This is a genomic window from Arenicella chitinivorans (assembly GCF_014651515.1).
GTDB classification, from domain to species: Bacteria; Pseudomonadota; Gammaproteobacteria; order Arenicellales; family Arenicellaceae; genus Arenicella; species Arenicella chitinivorans.
This window is the reverse complement of the sequence record NZ_BMXA01000004.1, coordinates 208,459-223,108: the sequence shown is the minus strand read 5'-3', so window position 1 is coordinate 223,108 and position 14,650 is coordinate 208,459. Positions and strand designations below refer to the sequence as shown.

The 14,650-nt window shown below is 45.0% G+C and carries 14 protein-coding genes; 9 read left to right on the top strand and 5 right to left on the bottom strand.

Features of this window, described 5'->3' with window-relative positions:
- Positions 1-2 precede the first annotated feature (2 nt).
- Both IE055_RS12770 and IE055_RS12765 read right to left on the bottom strand, forming a co-directional pair.
- Entirely contained in the window at positions 3-1,334 is a 1,332-nt protein-coding gene (locus IE055_RS12770; RefSeq protein ID WP_189401799.1) for a S41 family peptidase, read from the bottom strand.
- Positions 1,335-1,375: 41 nt separating this feature from the next.
- Positions 1,376-2,593, bottom strand: a complete 1,218-nt coding sequence (locus tag IE055_RS12765) for a murein hydrolase activator EnvC family protein (RefSeq protein WP_189401797.1) — start codon at positions 2,591-2,593, stop codon at positions 1,376-1,378.
- A 125-nt stretch (positions 2,594-2,718) separates the two neighbouring features.
- Between IE055_RS12765 and IE055_RS12760 the strand changes: the two genes are divergently transcribed.
- The 5 genes from IE055_RS12760 to apaG all read left to right on the top strand — a co-directional run bounded on the left by IE055_RS12760 (position 2,719) and on the right by apaG (position 5,835).
- A complete protein-coding gene (locus tag IE055_RS12760) occupies positions 2,719-3,144 on the top strand; it encodes a rhodanese-like domain-containing protein (protein WP_189401794.1) in 426 nt (141 codons plus the stop codon).
- Between the two features lie 35 nt (positions 3,145-3,179).
- Positions 3,180-3,683, top strand: a complete 504-nt coding sequence (gene secB, locus IE055_RS12755) for a protein-export chaperone SecB (RefSeq protein WP_189401791.1) — start codon at positions 3,180-3,182, stop codon at positions 3,681-3,683.
- Between the two features lie 97 nt (positions 3,684-3,780).
- Positions 3,781-4,539, top strand: a complete 759-nt coding sequence (locus IE055_RS12750; RefSeq protein ID WP_189401788.1) for an MlaA family lipoprotein — start codon at positions 3,781-3,783, stop codon at positions 4,537-4,539.
- Between the two features lie 18 nt (positions 4,540-4,557).
- On the top strand, positions 4,558-5,385 hold the full coding sequence (locus IE055_RS12745; RefSeq protein WP_189401785.1) for a symmetrical bis(5'-nucleosyl)-tetraphosphatase: 828 nt from the start codon (positions 4,558-4,560) through the stop codon (positions 5,383-5,385).
- A 6-nt stretch (positions 5,386-5,391) separates the two neighbouring features.
- A complete protein-coding gene (gene apaG / locus IE055_RS12740; RefSeq protein ID WP_189401782.1) occupies positions 5,392-5,835 on the top strand; it encodes a Co2+/Mg2+ efflux facilitator ApaG/CorD in 444 nt (147 codons plus the stop codon).
- 174 nt (positions 5,836-6,009) lie between these two features.
- On the opposite strand, the gene gyrB is transcribed toward apaG, so the two are convergent.
- From gyrB to dnaA, 3 genes are all read right to left on the bottom strand, one after another.
- A complete protein-coding gene (gyrB, locus tag IE055_RS12735) occupies positions 6,010-8,388 on the bottom strand; it encodes a DNA topoisomerase (ATP-hydrolyzing) subunit B (protein WP_189401778.1) in 2,379 nt (792 codons plus the stop codon).
- 396 nt (positions 8,389-8,784) lie between these two features.
- Positions 8,785-9,891 carry a DNA polymerase III subunit beta gene (gene dnaN / locus IE055_RS12730; protein ID WP_189401775.1) on the bottom strand — a complete coding sequence of 369 codons (1,107 nt, stop codon included), beginning with the start codon at positions 9,889-9,891 and terminating at the stop codon, positions 8,785-8,787.
- A gap of 232 nt (positions 9,892-10,123) precedes the next feature.
- A complete protein-coding gene (gene dnaA, locus IE055_RS12725) occupies positions 10,124-11,461 on the bottom strand; it encodes a chromosomal replication initiator protein DnaA (protein ID WP_189401772.1) in 1,338 nt (445 codons plus the stop codon).
- A 387-nt stretch (positions 11,462-11,848) separates the two neighbouring features.
- Here dnaA and rpmH point away from each other — a divergent pair, with 387 nt between their 5' ends.
- From rpmH to yidC, 4 genes are all read left to right on the top strand, one after another.
- A complete protein-coding gene (rpmH, locus tag IE055_RS12720) occupies positions 11,849-11,983 on the top strand; it encodes a 50S ribosomal protein L34 (protein WP_189401769.1) in 135 nt (44 codons plus the stop codon).
- A gap of 211 nt (positions 11,984-12,194) precedes the next feature.
- The gene (gene rnpA / locus IE055_RS12715; protein ID WP_373299214.1) at positions 12,195-12,584 is read left to right on the top strand and encodes a ribonuclease P protein component; all 390 of its coding nucleotides are present in this window, start codon (positions 12,195-12,197) and stop codon (positions 12,582-12,584) included.
- Positions 12,585-12,591: 7 nt separating this feature from the next.
- Positions 12,592-12,840, top strand: coding sequence for a membrane protein insertion efficiency factor YidD (gene yidD, locus IE055_RS12710; protein WP_189401763.1), 249 nt, complete (start codon positions 12,592-12,594; stop codon positions 12,838-12,840).
- Between the two features lie 99 nt (positions 12,841-12,939).
- Positions 12,940-14,646: a membrane protein insertase YidC gene (gene yidC, locus IE055_RS12705; protein ID WP_189401760.1), complete on the top strand. Its 1,707-nt coding sequence runs from the start codon at positions 12,940-12,942 to the stop codon at positions 14,644-14,646.
- Positions 14,647-14,650 lie beyond the last annotated feature (4 nt).

Genomic DNA, 14,650 nt, shown 5'->3' with positions numbered 1-14,650 from the left:
GATTAACGGCTGGTAAAAAGGATCAAACCTTGCATCAAGTTAAATGCTTCGTTGAGCTGATAATCGGCTTGCAGCATCTCAGTAATTTCGTCCGATTCTGGTAGCGCGCTGGTGGTCGTTTTACGGTGGTTATCATTTTCTAGGTGTCCCGGAAGGTCATCTTCAGAAATGCGTTTAACACCAACTTTCACATCTTTGAATTGGCGATACTCTACTGCCACATCTGGCACGATTCCTTCCGCTTGGATTGAGGTACCGTTGGGCGTGTAATAGCGCGCGGTTGTCAATTTGATCGCTTCGTCTTCACCGATATTAATCACTGTTTGCACCGAACCTTTACCGAAGGAACGCGTTCCAACAATTAACGCACGCTTATGGTCCTGCAGCGCACCAGCCACAATTTCAGCCGCACTGGCGGTACCCGCATTAATCAACACCACCACTGGTTTACCATCAAGTAAATCCGTTTGTGTAGCCGAGTACGCCTGATCACTCTCAGTTCTGCGTGATTTAGTCGTCACGATGGTACCGCCCGATAACATTGTGTCCGCTATCGATACCGCACTTGTTAGTAAACCACCCGGGTTATTACGTAAGTCCAAGATCAAGCCCTTAAATCCCGACTCATCACGCAACATTTTTAGTTCGCGCCGAAAATTCTCTGCCGTGGCTATTTGAAACTGTGTTACTCGAAGGTAGCCGATGTCATTACTGAGGCGACGACGTTTAACAGAGCTTAAGCGCACGACGGCACGTTCTAGAATGACATCAAAGGGCTCAACTTGGTCTTCACGAACGACGGTTAATTTGATTTTCGTGCCCGGCTCACCGCGCATTCGATCTGTTGCTTCCTGCAAGCTAAGACCTGAAACAGATTTATCATCGATACGGATAATAAGGTCGCCAGTCTTAATTCCAGCCACCGCGGCCGGCGTATCGTCGATAGGTGCCACGACCTTCACAAAGCCATCCTCCATAATGACTTCCATACCCAGTCCGTTAAAAGCACCGCGAGTTCCCTCATTATGCTCTTCAAATCCTTCATCTTTAAGGTAAGTTGAGTGCGGGTCTAACCCACTCAACATGCCTTCGACAGCGTATCGCAGCAGAGTCTCGTCACTGACAGGCTCAACATAATTAAGCTTAATGCGGGTAAAGATGTCGGCAAACGAACGAATTTGATCAAGCGGCAGCGGTGTCTCGATATTGTCTGGCGAGGTGAGGGTCACTTGCGCTGCATTTTCCGTCTCTGGGGACTGTGTTTGTTGTGCAAACACAGTACTGCAAATAGACAAACAAACCACACCGAGCAAACTGACTTTTTTAGTATTCATAGACTGCGTCTCTGCTATTTTTATGTAACCAATCAACCACGTTATTGGCACCAGACCGCGGGATCAACCGGGTCTGCGTTTTTACGAATTTCAAAGTATAACCCTGGTGACTTCAAGCCACCCGTGACGCCAGTTTTACCAATAACTTCGTTGGTATCCACCATATCACCTACACGTTTGTACAATACTTCATTATGACCATACAGGCTAATATGTTGATCACCATGATCAACAATCATCAACAAACCATAACCTTTCAGAAAATCAGCAAACAATACTCGACCACGAAAAATCGAGCGCACCTGCTTTGGCTCCGGTGTGTTAAAAAACATACCATCTGAACGCATACCTGACTCCGGCAAGCGTGATCCAAAACGGGTTTTTACTGCACCACTTACTGGAAAAGTTAATCGCCCCCTCTGTTTTAAAAATCCGCCATCCACCGCTGGGCGCTCTACGCGCGTCACCTGCTTGCCCTGCTGACGCGCTTGCTCGGCCGCCTGTTTTTGCCGCTCTGCGTCCAAACGCCGCATTTCTGCTGCCTGCTTGGCGATTTGTGTCAACAAGCTGTTTAGACGGGCACGATCTTTTTTAAGCTGAACTAGCTTTTCAGTCGAGTCACCTACTTTTCTATTCAACTTTTCGACGGTGGCGGCTCTCTCTCGTTGTGACGTTTGCCATTGCGATTGCAATTGTGATTGCTCCTCACGCTTGCTGACTAGGTCTGACAGTGCTTTTTGGTGCTCTGTATGCAGCGCTTGCGATTGGCCAATCAATGTTTCTAATTCAGAGTAACGTTGTTGAATCGCTTCAGTGAAATAATAGTGATAATTGGCTAACCGACCAACCGCATAGGGGTTTTCCTGATTTAGTACTTTTTGTACGTAGTCACGACGGCCTTGCTTATAACGCGACAGTAGGAGTTTGGCGAGCACATCGCGATGATTTTGCTGATCTTCTCGTGCTGCGGCTATTTTCTCATCCAGACTCTCTATTTCAGCCTGTCGACGCGTGATCTCTTTCGCTACCTCGTTAATTTGGGTTTTCAGCTTTACCAACTTTTGCTCGACGGCCAATAACTCATCTCGCTCTGTCTTTAATAACTTCTTATTGGCGTTCAGGTTTCGACTAATCTGCTTGATTTCCCCGCCAATACGATCAATTGACTTGCGGTATGTCTGTTCATCATTCGCCTGTGCGGTTAGCGCAAAACCGAAAGAGACCAGTATAAATGTTAGACGTCTTGCTACGTACAACATAAGAGAAGTGGTTACCGGATTATTAATACGTTTTTGCCAATCACTGGCATTCTTTTAAAAGGCAGGTGCTGTATAATTCGCTGCTGTTTCGATTATAGCTTGCGCTCTGTACGCGCTCACGCATTATGTTTGCCGAATTTGTAGATCAAAATATCTGGTTGTTTGCCGCGTTTTTTACCATCACCTCCCTACTGATCTTTTCCTACACCCTCGCAGGTGTTAAAGGTGCGAACTTTATCTCAGTGCTCGAAATGCCCAGCCTGCAACGGAAAGGAAAATCGGTCATTATCGATGTGAATAAAGCTGAGCATTATGCCGCAGGTCATATTCCTAAATCGGTTAATTTTCCGTTAGAAGCGTTATCTGCAGATGATTCAGCGTTAATGAAACACAAAGACAAAACCACTATTTTAGTGTGTCAAACGGGGTCACGAAGTACCGCCGCAGCCAAAAAACTGGTTGCAATGGGCTTTACTAACCTACATATACTGCGGGGCGGTATTATTTCTTGGACCAAAGAAAACATGCCAATCGCCAGTATCAAAAAATAAAATACATACATCACGAATAAGCGAGTAACACAATCATGGCCGAAGAACAAAAAGCAAATGCCTTCGATATCCGCAAAATCTACTTAAAAGATTGCTCACTGGAATCTCCCAACTCTCCCGGTGTATTTTTAAAGGATCCCTCCCAACCTGAGGTGGAAATTGAGGCAACTATCAAAGCCAACCCACTGGAACAGAACGATTTTTATGAAGTTGTGCTCGGCTTAACGGTCACTTCCAAAATTGGCGGTGAAACAGCGTTTCTAGTTGAAGTACACCAAGCCGGTATTTTTCAAATCGTTGGTCTGGCGGAAGCCGATTTGCCGCTTGCACTCGAAATTGCGTGCCCTAACGTCCTTTTACCGTTCGCGCGGGAAGCCGTTTCAGATTTGGTTGGCAAAGGCGGTTTCCCTCAACTACTGCTATCGCCTATCAACTTCGAAGCACTGTACAACGCCAAACAGCAACAACAGGCTGCAATGGCCAACCAGCAAGCAGAAGCGCAAACCAACGAAACAACTGAGTCCGACGCAAAACACTGACTCTCACATTAGAAATTCGAACGGATGGCCGCCTTTCGTGCTAGATTTTCACATTTGGCGGCTATACTCGTAATTTGGTCGAGCGAAGGAATATCACATGCGTTTAAATACACGATCTTTGTCATTCTTACGGATTCCAGTCGTGATGGGTACACTTGTTGCCCTAACCGCCTGCTCTACACTTTCGGTCAATGATGACCCTTATAAACACGTCAGTGCTGATCCTTTAGAAGGGTTTAATCGCAAAGCCCATGCATTCAATGATTTAGCTGATAGAGCAATATTGCGCCCGACTGCAAAGGTATACGATACTGTGGTACCAGAGCCAGCTCAGCAAGGCGTAAGTCATTTTTTCGGGAATCTGCGTGAGCCAGTAAATCTGATCAACAATCTTCTGCAAGGCAAATTTGACGGTGCCTTGCACTCTACTTATCGCTTTGTCGTAAACAGCACCGTTGGCGTGTTCGGCTTATTTGACGTGGCATCAAGTTATGAAGTTGAAGCACGTCGTGAAGATTTGGGCCAAACATTAGCCGCCTGGGGCGTAAAACCAGGCCCGTACATTGTGATACCTTTTCTTGGCCCAAGCAATCTTCGCGACGGCACTGCTCGCGCAGTGGGCACGTTCGGTTACTACCCCATCAACGAATTATCGGACGATACGTCTGTTCGCTTGGGTCTTGCCGCGCTCGATATTGTCGACACACGAGCTCGGTTTCTTGGCACTGACGACGTACTTAATCGCCAACTGGACCCGTATTTGTTCCTTAAGTCCGCTTACGAATCGACGCGTATTAATGCGATTTATGACGGTAACCCACCTCAACCGTCAGACGAAGAAGAATTCGACTTTTAGGGTTCACGGACCAACTTAATGGCCTATTACGCAGTTGGAGATATCCAAGGGTGTTACGACCCATTGGCTCGGCTCTTAGAACAGGTTAACTTCGATACCAGTAAGGACACACTGCTCTGTGTAGGTGATATGGTGAACCGTGGTGATAAATCTCTTAAGACAATTCGTTTATTAAAAAGTCTTGAAAATCAATGTGTTACAGTACTCGGAAACCATGATATACACTTGCTTTCGATGTTGTACGGGGTTCGTTCTCCACGCCCGACAGACACACTCCATAAAATATTAGCGGCACCGGATGCACACGAAATAGGTGATTGGTTGCGTACTCGTCCCTTACTGGTGGTTAATCCCGAACGTAAATTTGTCTTATGTCACGCTGGTATTTACCCATGGTGGACACTCGAACAAGCCCAGACTCACGCTCGCGACGTAGAGAAGGTTTTCCGTGACCCCAATAAATGCGTTAAATTACTTAAGCGACTGTATAGTAACCAACCTACTCGTTGGAACCCCGACCTAAGCAAGGTACAGCGTCGCCGGTTTACGGTCAATACACTCACGCGAATGCGATTTTGTAGTCCCAAAGGCCACCTAAATTTTACCGAGAGTGGCTATGTCGGCAAAAGTCGTAAAAACCGCGTCGCTTGGTTTGAATTTGACAACCCCAGCCTGGATTCTTATAGAGTTATATTCGGTCATTGGTCGGCGCTTGGTCTGGTCAACACCCGACATCATTTGGCGCTGGACACCGGTTGCGTATGGGGTCGCTCACTGACCATGGCAAAACTACCGAAAAATCCCGATAAAAACATCAAACTATACGAACAACCGGCTAATCTGTAGATAATAATGACCAGTACACAAAAAACTAGTAATCCAAATAAACAAATTTTTGTGTTGGTGACAAGCCGCTATATTGAGGCACAATCAGATCCTCAGCTAAAACGCTTTGTCTTTTCGTATACCGTTAAAATTACGAATGATAGCTCTGTCGCCTGCCAGCTAATTCGTCGACACTGGCTCATTACGGATTCTAATCGCAAAGTAGAAGAAGTACTGGGAGAAGGTGTCGTTGGTAAACAACCGATCATCCTACCAGGCGATTATTTCGAATACAGTAGTAGTGCCGTGATGGAAACGGAGATAGGCACCATGGAAGGCCGATATTTTTTAATTGAAGTCGAGTCACTATCAAACGATCACTCAACCCAAGTTGAGAGCAAAAACTCACCAGCCGAGTTTCACGTTCCTATACCGAGATTCACGCTCTCAATTCCCCGAGTGCTACACTGAGTTTCCATGTTTACACACTGGAAACTTTGACGATTTGACCTAAAAAAATATCCCAGTTTTGGGTCATAAGTAGACCCATAACCCGTACAATTTAATTATATTCACCACACAGCGCAAAATTTTTAATATATTGCGCTTTTTTTAGACGTAAGTTATTGAATATAAATAACAAATCTAAATATCCAAATTATTAACTGTGAAGGCGTTTTTTTCGATGAAATCGCGCCTTGGTTCCACTTGATCACCCATCAATATCGTAAATGTATCGTCGGATGAAACGTCATCCTCGATCACTACCTTTAATAAGCGTCGCACCTTCGGATCCATTGTTGTTTCCCAAAGTTGATCCGGATTCATCTCACCAAGACCTTTATAACGCTGAACATCTAGACCCTTCTTCGCTACACTCATTAACCAGTCCAATGCTTCAGAAAATTCGGCGCATTCCATTTCTGATTCCTTACGGCGTACCACTAAGTGATCACCTAACTTGTCATCTAGTTTGTCAGCCAAGGCTTTGATCGACGTGTATTCTGGTGATTGCCAAAATGCTGCGTTAAATTCTCGTTCAGTTGTCATTCCATGCAAACGTCGACTAATCCTTAATGTGGTTGTGCCATTACGTATTACGGACAATTCGTAATGTGGTGACTCGTAACCTTCCTTATTCAGGTTTTCCTGGATGGTCGCTACAGCCTCTTCGGTCAAGCTTGTTTCATCCAAAGACTGGTCGATAAGCGCTTTGAGCACTACCGGATCGTAATCTCGGCTAAGACGTTCGATCGTTTTTTCGACATCTAGGTATTCGCGGCACAATTTAGCCAACTCTTCACCCGAGATAGAGTTACTGTTGTCTTTATTAATAATCTCTGCGTTATTCAATGCAAGTTCCAATAGATACTGCTCCATCTCATTATCGTCTTTAACGTATCGTTGTGACTTGCCTTTACCAATTTTGTACAACGGTGGTTGAGCAATGTAGACGTACCCTTTCTCGATCAGTTCAGACATTTGACGGTAGAAAAATGTCAAAAGCAGTGTTCGGATGTGTGATCCATCCACGTCAGCATCCGTCATGATAATGATGCGGTGATAACGAAGCTTGTCTATACTAAAGTCTTCAGCACCTATACCGGTGCCCAAAGCAGTGATCAAAATGGTGATTTCATCAGAGGTCAACATCTTGTCAAAGCGCGCTTTTTCTACGTTTAAGATCTTTCCTTTCAAAGGTAAAATAGCCTGAAAAGAACGGTCACGTGCTTGTTTAGCTGAACCACCCGCTGAGTCGCCCTCCACCAGATAAATTTCGGAAAGAGACGGATCCTTTTCCTGGCAGTCTGCCAGTTTTCCAGGCAAACCGCCTAAATCTAATGCACCTTTTCGGCGAGTCATCTCTCTCGCTTTACGCGCGGCATCGCGAGCTCGAGCGGCATCCACGATTTTTTCGGCGATACGTTTAGCGTCAACGGGGTTTTCTAACAAGAATTCCGCTAATTTCTCGTTCATCACTGACTCAACAACACCCTTAACTTCGGATGAAACGAGTTTATCCTTGGTTTGTGATGAAAATTTTGGGTCAGGAACTTTAACAGACAGCACTGCGGTCAAACCCTCGCGCGAATCATCGCCGCTAACGGTTACCTTCTCTTTCTTTGCCAAACCGGAATCGTCGATGTATTGATTCAATGTCCGAGTTAAGGCGCCCTTAAAACCAGATAAGTGTGTCCCGCCATCGCGTTGCGGGATATTGTTGGTATAACAAAATATATTTTCTTTATACGAGTCATTCCACTGTAATGCGACTTCAACCGTGACGCCATCTCGATCACCAATAACGTGAATAATATCTTCGTTTAATGGTGACTTCATTTTGTTAAGATGAGCGACAAACGCTGCTATACCGCCTTCATACTGAAACACCTCGTGCTTTTTCGTACGCTCGTCAGATAGCTCAATACGTACACCAGAGTTCAAAAACGATAACTCACGTAAACGTTTTGCCAGAATATCGTAACTGTACTCGGTGATAGAAAAGATGGTCGCACTGGGTTTAAACGTAACCTTGGTGCCGGTTTTTTCGCTGTCGCCAACCTCGACCAAATCCGCCTGTGGCACACCGAGGTGGTACTCCTGAAAATAGCTTTTGCCATCTCGGTTTATCTCCAATTTCAGCCAGTCTGACAATGCATTAACAACGGACACACCAACACCGTGTAGACCACCAGATACCTTGTAAGAATTGGAGTCAAACTTACCACCTGCATGCAACACAGTCATGATGATTTCGGCTGCAGACTTGCCCTCTTCCTCAATGATACCAACCGGAATACCGCGGCCATCATCCCAAACAGATATCGAGTTATCTTGGTTAATGACGACATTAACGCCAGTACAGTGACCTGCCAACGCTTCGTCGATCGAGTTATCAACAACCTCAAAGACCATATGATGCAAACCGGTACCATCGTCTGTGTCACCGATGTACATGCCAGGACGCTTTCTAACTGCGTCTAAGCCTTTTAAAACCTTAATACTACTGGAATCGTAACTCATTATTTTTATCTAATCTGAGGGCAAATTTCGAACACCTAATCATACCAAAAACGCTAGTTTTAAGCATTAATTACCACAACTACCTTAGAAACTAAATTGGGTTATGTTTCACGTGGAACATCCAAAATTATACCTACAGGTTTGTCACACAGTTTTCGTATAAACAGCGGCCAACACTTGCCATTGTTCCACGTGGAACAATGGCAAAATGAATGCGTGATAAATGAATGAACAAGGTAAATGAATGGAACAGTCAGAATAAACAACCACGCTGGTTAGATCACTAAAGGTGAATAACGTAGCCAGTATTAAGAAACATCCTGTGGACGGACGCGGGTTGAAATGAAGACCAAAAAAAACCGGCCTAAGCCGGTTTTCTATAATTGAACCTAGCGCTTAAAGCCGCATCGGCATAATTAAGTACAAAGTATCGTCGGAGTCAGCGGCATGAAATGTGCAACTGGTATTAGGGTCAAGCAACCCCAAATCGATACCTTCTGATTCACAGGCCTTTAATGCTTCTAATAAGTAGTTAACATTGAATCCAATTTCGATGGACGGTCCACTGTATTCAACTTCCATCTCGTCCTTTGCATGTTCTTGATCAGGGTTGTGAGAACGAACTTCAAGTATATTGTTTTCAACCTTTAACGATACGCCACGAAATTTCTCGTTACTTAAGATCGCTGCGCGACTCAGTATTTCAATCAAGTTTGCTCTTAAGATAATGACGTGCTTATCAAGATTAGCTGGAATAACTTTTTCATAGTCGGGAAATCGACCATCAATAAGTTTGGAAATAAACAAAAAGTTACCTGACGCAATAGAAATGTGGCTTGCGTTTAATTTTACGGCGACCGGTTCATCACTGTCTGCGTCCAGAAATTTACCGATTTCGAGTACGGCCTTTCTCGGTACGATGCTTTGTACCATGTCAATTCCGAGCGGATCGACCTGTACTTGTGTTTTGGCTAATCGGTGCCCATCGGTGGCAACAGACACAATATGGTCATCGTGAATCTCTAACAATAAACCATTCAGGAAATAACGTACGTCTTGCTGAGCCATAGAAAACGACGTACGCGTTAACAAATTACTTAACTTTGCTTGAGAAATAGAGAACTCATGACGCCATTGTGTTTCTTCTAACCTAGGATAGTCTTCAGCAGACAATGTTTGCAGCGTAAACCGACTCTTGCCGGCTTTCACTACCATCTTGTTATCAGACTCAATCGCTAATGACAGTTGAGACTCTTTTGGTAACGATCGACAAATATCGTAGAGTTTTCGCGCCGACACTGTTGTTTTACCGTTCTCACCACTCACACCGTTAACACGAGTAGTGATCTCTGTTTCAAGGTCAGAGCCAACTAAAGTAAGTTCGCCTTCATTTAGTTGCAGATAAACGTTGCCAAGGATAGGCAGTGTTTGGCGTTTTTCCACGACACCGATTACCTGAGAGAGCGGAGCCTCCAAGGTTTCCTTTTGTATATTAATATTCATGTGTGTTTATCTTATTATTTACTGTTATTACTAGTGCCGTTTATAACTAGAATAAATCGTTTTTATCTTTTAAATTCAATAACTTAAGATCGAAATTGGCTGTTGATAATTATTCTAAATTCCACGGGATAAGTTGTTAATGAATTGTGGATAAAAGTTACCAAAGAATCATACCGTATTTATACAGAAGTTATCCACAGGCTGTTAATCGATGCATAGTGGCTGTTTTAACCTAAACCGAGAGAATCTTCTGTAGACTGTTGTAGTCTTCATTGATCTTGGAATCAGTTTTAACCAATTCATCTACCTTTTTACACGCATGAATGACGGTCGTATGGTCTCGTCCGCCAAACGCGTCTCCAATGTCGGGCAAGCTCATATTAGTCAATTCTTTAGCCAGTGCCATGGCAACCTGGCGGGGACGAGCAATTTGTCGGTTTCGTCGTTTTGATTTTAAGTCAGAAACGCGAATGCCGAAAAATTCAGCCACAGTCTTTTGTATGTTCTCGATCGAGATTTTGCGTTCCTGAAACAGCGTAAGGTCTTGCAAGGTGTCTTTTGCTAAATCGAGATCTATTTCGCGGCCAGTAAATCGAGAGCTAGCAACCAATCGGTGTAAGGCGCCTTCGAGTTCACGCACGTTAGAGCGAATCTTCTTTGCCACCATGAATGCTACGTCGTCGTTCAGGTCGATATTGTTCTTACGCGCTTTGTTCTTCAAAATAGCGACACGGGTTTCTAGTTCAGGCGGATCAATACGCACCGTCAACCCACTTTCAAAGCGTGAGGTTAACCGTTCTTGAAGATTATTAATCTCTTTTGGAAACTTGTCTGACGTTAAAATAATCTGCGCGCCGGTTTCTAACAGTGTGTTAAAGGTGTGAAAAAATTCTTCTTGAGATTTATCTTTGTCGGCAAAAAATTGGATATCATCGATTAACAATGCGTCCAAAGAGCGATAATAGCTTTTGAACTTGTTCATGGTGTTGGTCTCAATTGACTTTACCATGTCGCTTACGAATCGTTCAGAGTGAACATACGCTACCTGAGCATTCTGGCGTTTTTGCTTAATCAGGTTACCAGCTGCGTGCATCAAGTGTGTTTTACCCAGCCCTACTCCGCCATAAATAAATAAAGGGTTGTATGCAACACCTGGATTTTCACTGACTTGCTTGGTTGCGGCACGAGCGATTTGATTTGATTTACCTTCGATGTGGTTTTCAAAGGTAAATGCGCTGTTCAATACATTGGTGCCAAAAGGGTTGCTTTCGAGCGGTTCGTCCCCGTTGTTTTCAGGCGCGGTCGGTGGCGGTGCCATGGAGGCACGATGGTCATCCAGGACAACAGATAGCTGCACATCCATGCCGCCGACGTGATTGGCAGTCGCTTGTAATTGATCCAGCAAATTATCGGTTAGCCAATCTTTTATAAAACGATTGGGAGCGTACAGTTTAAAGCTACTGTCTGTGTCGCGAGTATTCAGTGGGCGAACCCAGGTATGAAAATCGTGTTGATCGACTTCATCTTCGAGTTTTTTTAGACACTTTTCCCAAAGTACCGTATTTTGCATAGTGACTAACCGAAATCTGTGATGGTGTTTCAGAGCGTAAGCAGGCATGCCTGGATAAAAAACACGCCTTGTGCCGTAGAGACCTTTCTGGCGGTTGACCAATTATGGTCACCGGCTAAGCATTGTCAGCTTAAAAGGGGAACGGGTAAATATACCGCCGTGCTTGGGTACAGCACAATAATAATTCACCGGAAGCCGCGATAAAATAGTTGAGAGAATCGTCTTATCGTATTGACTCAACTACATAAAGTGAGTACCTTTGCTGCCCGTCATTCGGTGTGGCCTGAACGCAGCCTAATTAACTGCATCCAATTCAGCTAAATCGAATGCAAGCTAGCTAAAAACACCAGATTAATACCTGGTTCTTTATATATAAGGTTATTCAAAATGAAACGTACTTTTCAACCAAGCCAAATCAAGCGTAAGCGTACTCACGGCTTTCGTGCCCGCATGGCGACTAAAAGCGGTCGTGCCATTATCAATGCACGTCGCGCTAAAGGCCGTGCAGCCTTAACTGTTTAATACAGTTAAGTGCTGAAAAACTTACCTGACCTGTCGTGTTTGATCTGCGTCAGGTAAGTTTAGTCTGCCAAATTCAATACTATCCTGCCGTAATCAAAAAAGCCGACTATCTTTGATTGTCCTTTGATTGTCAGTTTTACCCCGGCCGTCATATGTATAAAGGCCGAATATTAGGCTCAGTACAGCGACGTTCTTGATAGCGCATTCTGTTATGTGTCCGACACCCAGCCTCTCCTTTGGAACGACTCAGCGGTTGAAAAAACCAGCTGAGTTTCACCACGTATATCAGAACAAGCAATGGGGTAACAGTCGTTTGTTCTCATTTAATGTCGTGGCCAGACCAGCCTCCGTAGCGACGGCTCGTCTCGGCGTGACCGTGTCTAAAAAAGTATCAAAATCTGCGGTAAGCAGAAACCAGATTAAGCGACTTATTAAGGAGTTTTACCGCATTAACCAACATGATTTGATGGCGGTAGATCTGGTGATTACAGCCAAACCACCCTGTGCTAACGCGAGCCAACTTGAGCGGTGGAGTGATTTACAAGCACTCTGGGGTAAACTTCTTGGTTGGCAGCGTTGGCATCGACGACAAATTCAGTAAATTACGGATGTTGACGCGTTTTTTCCAGGCAATTTTCAAACTCTATTACTGGACAATTAGTCCCTTGCTAGGTACGCGATGCCGCTATGTACCCTCTTGTTCAGAATACGCGCAACAGGCTTTAGCATTGCATGGCCCATTTAAAGGACTCTGGTTAGCGATCAAGCGTATCAGTCGTTGCCATCCCTGGGGCGGCCACGGATTAGACCCAGTTCCAGGTTCTGCGTTAGAACAAGACCTTAAAGACAAGCAATAAGCCAAAATTTGCGTACCTTCAATAGTTAAACTGAACGCTATTAAGGGTAGAATACGCCCCCATATAAAAGTACCAGCGCAACCGCGAAGCGATACATAAATGGAAAACCAACGACACTTTTTAACGATTGGCCTGATAGTTATCAGCGCCATTTTGTATTTTAAATGGATTGAATTCTCTGCCGAGAACCAACAACCATTGAATGAGGCGGTTGTCTCCGATACGAGCCTACCTGCGGTACCGGCTGTCACGGCTACGACCCAGACAGATCCCGGTGCCGTACCGACCGTGACTGAGACAAATCAAACCCCTGCGGTACCTGAGTTAAAGAATGCGGTCGATAACCCAAGCTTGGTTAAAGTCGAGACCGACATGGTCGTCGCCTACATTAACCCTTTGGGCGGCGTGATCGAACGATTGGAGTTGCGCGAAGAACCGGTGGCGTTGGATAAACCTGAGCAAGGGTATCCTTTATTGAAAAAAACGGCGGCCGAGGTGTTTGTTACACAGGACGGCTTGATCTCTAATCAAGGTGCGCCGAGCCATCAAACGCAATACCAGTCTTATCAAGCTACTTACGTGTTAGCAGAGCAAGACGAAGTGAGCGTGCCGCTGAGTTATACAAACGAAGCGGGTATCGAGTTTGTTAAAACGTTTCGTTTTAAGCGTGACAGCTACGTGGTGGATATCAGCTATGACGTACAAAACAAGTCCAATACGGAATGGCAAGGCTATCAATACGCTCAGTTCAGCCGTTCAATTCCGGAAGACACTGGCGGTGGATTCGGTCAACTACCGAGTTACACGGGAGCGGCAATTTATACTGAAGCAGAAAAATACGAAAAAATCGATTTTGACGAGCTCGATGACTTGCAGCAAAAACCGGTCGACGGTAAGACGGGGCTGCAGGTGGAAACCGATAATGGCTGGGTTGGTATGTTACAACATTATTTTGTTGGTGCATGGATACCAAATAGTGGTGTAAAGAAATTCTACAGTTCTAAGGGCGTGACAGCGCCTATCCAGTATCGTGTGGGCTTTATGGATACGGTAGCCACCAGCGTGTTACCAGGTGAAACTGGTCGACTCAGTACTCAGGTGTATCTCGGTAGCAAGGAGCAGGCACGTCTTAAACAACTGGAACAAGACGGTGTCGACGGCTTGGCCTTGAGCGTGGATTACGGCATGTTGACCCCTATCGCAAACCCATTGTTCATCGCGTTAAGCTGGTTACACAAACTGGTCGGCAACTGGGGTTGGGCGATTATCTTGCTCACCATTGTGATTAAAGCATTGTTTTATCCATTGTCAGCGGCGAGCTATCGGTCGATGGGGAAAATGCGTAAATTACAACCACGCCTTCAAACGCTTAAAGAACGCTACAAAGACGACCGCCAAAAGTTTCAAATGGAAATGATGGCGTTGTACAAGAAAGAAAAGGTGAACCCCGCTGGCGGTTGTTTGCCGATGTTGATCCAGATACCCGTCTTTATCGCCTTGTATTGGGTATTACTAGAGAGCGTCGAAATGCGTCATGCACCGTTCGCACTTTGGTGGCAAGATCTCTCGGCTAAGGACCCATATTATGTTCTGCCTGTGTTGATGGGTTTGTCGATGTTCTTTATGCAAAAGCTAAACCCAGCGCCGATGGACGACATCCAGAAGAAGGTGTTTATGATAATGCCTTTCGCGTTGACGTTCTTGTTCATGACGTTCCCGCAAGGATTGGTGTTGTATTGGGTGGTGAACAACCTACTGACCATGGCGCAGCAATGGTATAACTACAAACAACAAGAGAACGACTAGTTCA

Excerpts from the sequence above, each read along its gene's own strand:
- IE055_RS12760 (WP_189401794.1), top strand. The coding sequence starts at position 2,719 with ATGTTTGCCGAATTTGTAGATCAAAATATCTGGTTGTTTGCCGCGTTT.
- IE055_RS12750 (WP_189401788.1), top strand. The coding sequence starts at position 3,781 with ATGCGTTTAAATACACGATCTTTGTCATTCTTACGGATTCCAGTCGTG.
- rpmH (WP_189401769.1), top strand. The coding sequence starts at position 11,849 with ATGAAACGTACTTTTCAACCAAGCCAAATCAAGCGTAAGCGTACTCAC.
- dnaA (WP_189401772.1), bottom strand. The coding sequence starts at position 11,461 with ATGCAAAATACGGTACTTTGGGAAAAGTGTCTAAAAAAACTCGAAGAT.
- gyrB (WP_189401778.1), bottom strand. The coding sequence starts at position 8,388 with ATGAGTTACGATTCCAGTAGTATTAAGGTTTTAAAAGGCTTAGACGCA.
- yidC (WP_189401760.1), top strand. The coding sequence starts at position 12,940 with ATGGAAAACCAACGACACTTTTTAACGATTGGCCTGATAGTTATCAGC.
- rnpA (WP_373299214.1), top strand. The coding sequence starts at position 12,195 with ATGTGTCCGACACCCAGCCTCTCCTTTGGAACGACTCAGCGGTTGAAA.
- dnaN (WP_189401775.1), bottom strand. The coding sequence starts at position 9,891 with ATGAATATTAATATACAAAAGGAAACCTTGGAGGCTCCGCTCTCTCAG.
- secB (WP_189401791.1), top strand. The coding sequence starts at position 3,180 with ATGGCCGAAGAACAAAAAGCAAATGCCTTCGATATCCGCAAAATCTAC.
- IE055_RS12745 (WP_189401785.1), top strand. The coding sequence starts at position 4,558 with ATGGCCTATTACGCAGTTGGAGATATCCAAGGGTGTTACGACCCATTG.
- IE055_RS12770 (WP_189401799.1), bottom strand. The coding sequence starts at position 1,334 with ATGAATACTAAAAAAGTCAGTTTGCTCGGTGTGGTTTGTTTGTCTATT.
- IE055_RS12765 (WP_189401797.1), bottom strand. The coding sequence starts at position 2,593 with ATGTTGTACGTAGCAAGACGTCTAACATTTATACTGGTCTCTTTCGGT.
- yidD (WP_189401763.1), top strand. The coding sequence starts at position 12,592 with ATGTTGACGCGTTTTTTCCAGGCAATTTTCAAACTCTATTACTGGACA.
- apaG (WP_189401782.1), top strand. The coding sequence starts at position 5,392 with ATGACCAGTACACAAAAAACTAGTAATCCAAATAAACAAATTTTTGTG.